We start from the raw sequence: 3,399 nt of genomic DNA on the forward strand, positions 1-3,399 counted from the left end.
TTGTCCGGCGGCGTCCTACTCTCCCACACCCTCCCGAGTGCAGTACCATCGGCGCTGGAGGGCTTAGCTTCCGGGTTCGGAATGTTACCGGGCGTTTCCCCTCCGCCATGACCGCCGTAACTCTATCGACTTGACAAACAACCCCACACACACTCGTGTGGTTGATTGTTCGTTTGTCGGGAGTTGCACAGTGGACGCGTAGCAGCTTCGTAGTCAAGTCCTCGGCCTATTAGTACCGGTCAACTGAACCCGTTACCGGGCTTACATTTCCGGCCTATCAACCCAGTCGTCTAGCTGGGGGCCTTACCCATCCGAAGATGGTGGGATACCTCATCTTGAAGCAGGCTTCCCGCTTAGATGCTTTCAGCGGTTATCCCTTCCGAACGTAGCTAACCAGCCGTGCCCCTGGCGGGACAACTGGCACACCAGAGGTTCGTCCGTCCCGGTCCTCTCGTACTAGGGACAGCCCTTCTCAAGTATCCTACGCGCACGGCGGATAGGGACCGAACTGTCTCACGACGTTCTAAACCCAGCTCGCGTACCGCTTTAATGGGCGAACAGCCCAACCCTTGGGACCTGCTACAGCCCCAGGATGCGACGAGCCGACATCGAGGTGCCAAACCATCCCGTCGATATGGACTCTTGGGGAAGATCAGCCTGTTATCCCCGGGGTACCTTTTATCCGTTGAGCGACACCGCTTCCACATGCCAGTGCCGGATCACTAGTCCCGACTTTCGTCCCTGCTCGACCTGTCAGTCTCACAGTCAAGCTCCCTTGTGTACTTGCACTCAACACCTGATTGCCAACCAGGCTGAGGGAACCTTTGGGCGCCTCCGTTACCTTTTAGGAGGCAACCGCCCCAGTTAAACTACCCACCAGACACTGTCCCTGAACCGGATAACGGTCCGAAGTTAGATACCCAAATCAACCAGAGTGGTATTTCAAGATTGCCTCCACCCATACTGGCGTATGGACTTCACCGGCTCCCACCTATCCTACACAAGCTAATTCGGATACCAATGTCAAGCTATAGTAAAGGTCCCGGGGTCTTTCCGTCCTGCCGCGCGTAACGAGCATCTTTACTCGTAATGCAATTTCGCCGGGCCTGTGGTTGAGACAGTGGGGAAGTCGTTACGCCATTCGTGCAGGTCGGAACTTACCCGACAAGGAATTTCGCTACCTTAGGATGGTTATAGTTACCACCGCCGTTTACTGGCGCTTAAGTTCTCCGCTTCGCCCCGAAGAGCTAACAGGTCCCCTTAACGTTCCAGCACCGGGCAGGCGTCAGTCCATATACATCGAATTACTTCTTCGCATGGACCTGTGTTTTTAGTAAACAGTCGCTTCCCCCTGCTCTCTGCGGCCATACAACGCTCCACCCGCGTGGGGCTTCACGTCTCCGGCCCCCCTTCTCCCTAAGTTACGGGGGCAATTTGCCGAGTTCCTTAACCACAGTTCGCCCGATCGCCTCGGTATTCTCTACCTGACCACCTGTGTCGGTTTGGGGTACGGGCCGCTAAGAACTCGCTAGAGGCTTTTCTCGGCAGCATAGGATCACTGACTTCACCTGAATCGGCTCGGCATCACGTCTCAGCCTTCATGCACCACGGATTTGCCTATGGTGCGGCCTACACGCTTACCCCGGCACAACCACCGGCCGGGCTCAGCTACCTTCCTGCGTCACCCCATCGCTTGACTACTACCCGCCAGGTTCCCACGCTCCCCACACTCGGTCCGAAGACCTCACGCGGTTCGGGTGGTTAGCACAACGAGGTTCGTCAGGGTCGCTCTTTCGCGGGTACGGGAATATCAACCCGTTGTCCATCGACTACGCCTCTCGGCCTCGCCTTAGGTCCCGACTCACCCAGGGCGGATTAGCCTGGCCCTGGAACCCTTGGTCATCCGGCGGAAGGGTTTCTCACCCTTCTTTCGCTACTCATGCCTGCATTCTCACTCGTGCCGCGTCCACAACTGGGTCACCCCGCTGCTTCACCCGCGGCACGACGCTCCCCTACCCATCCACACACCTGCACAAGGAATCAAGTCCCAGCGAGGTTGAAATGTGAATGCCACAGCTTCGGCGGTGTGCTTGAGCCCCGCTACATTGTCGGCGCGGAACCACTTGACCAGTGAGCTATTACGCACTCTTTAAAGGGTGGCTGCTTCTAAGCCAACCTCCTGGTTGTCTATGCGACCCCACATCCTTTTCCACTTAGCACACGCTTAGGGGCCTTAGCTGGTGATCTGGGCTGTTTCCCTCTCGACTACGAAGCTTATCCCCCGCAGTCTCACTGCCGCGCTCTCACTTACCGGCATTCGGAGTTTGGCTGATTTCGGTAAGCTTGTGGGCCCCCTAGACCATCCAGTGCTCTACCTCCGGCAAGAAACACGCGACGCTGCACCTAAATGCATTTCGGGGAGAACCAGCTATCACGGAGTTTGATTGGCCTTTCACCCCTAACCACAGGTCATCCCCCAACTTTTCAACGTTGGTGGGTTCGGCCCTCCACGCGGTCTTACCCGCGCTTCAGCCTGCCCATGGCTAGATCACTCCGCTTCGGGTCTAGGACACGCGACTGAATCGCCCTATTCAGACTCGCTTTCGCTACGGCTCCCCCTCACGGGTTAACCTCGCCACATGCCACTAACTCGCAGGCTCATTCTTCAAAAGGCACGCCGTCACCCCGCAAGGCTCCGACGGATTGTAGGCGAACGGTTTCAGGTACTATTTCACTCCCCTCCCGGGGTACTTTTCACCATTCCCTCACGGTACTTGTCCGCTATCGGTCACCAGGAAGTATTTAGGCTTACCAGGTGGTCCTGGCAGATTCACGGCAGATTTCAGGGGTCCGCCGCTACTCGGGAACACCCACAGAAGGTCAGCAACTTTCACCTACCGGACTATCACCGACTACGGTTGGCTTTTCCACACCATTCGGCTAGCCACTGACTTTGTAACTCCTCGAACGAGTGTCAGCTCGTCCAGCGGGGTCCCACAACCCCGACCACGCAACCCCTGACAGGTATCACACGCAGCCGGTTTAGCCTCGATCCGCTTTCGCTCGCCACTACTCACGGAATCACTAAATTGTTTTCTCTTCCTACGGGTACTGAGATGTTTCACTTCCCCGCGTTCCCCCCATACACCCTATGTGTTCAGGTGCAGGTGACATCACATGACTGATGCCGGGTTTCCCCATTCGGACACCCTGGGATCACAGCTTGGTTGACAGCTCCCCCAGGCCTATCGCGGCCTCCCACGTCCTTCATCGGCTCCTGGTGCCAAGGCATCCACCGTTCGCCCTTGACAACTTGACCACAAAGATGCTCGCGTCCACTGTGCAATTCTCAACAAACGACCAACCCACAACCAGAAACACCCCACACCAAAACCCGAC

The 3,399-nt window shown here is 56.9% G+C and carries 2 rRNA genes; both read right to left on the reverse strand.

Going from position 1 to position 3,399, the window contains the following annotated elements:
- Positions 1–2: 2 nt before the first annotated feature.
- Positions 3–119, reverse strand: a 5S ribosomal RNA gene (rrf, locus tag V6U81_RS28815).
- Between the two features lie 90 nt (positions 120–209).
- A 23S ribosomal RNA gene (locus tag V6U81_RS28820) occupies positions 210–3,319 on the reverse strand.
- Between the last annotated feature and the right edge of the window lie 80 nt (positions 3,320–3,399).

The organism is Micromonospora lacuserhaii (genome assembly GCF_036902735.1).
GTDB lineage: Bacteria > Actinomycetota > Actinomycetes > Mycobacteriales > Micromonosporaceae > Micromonospora.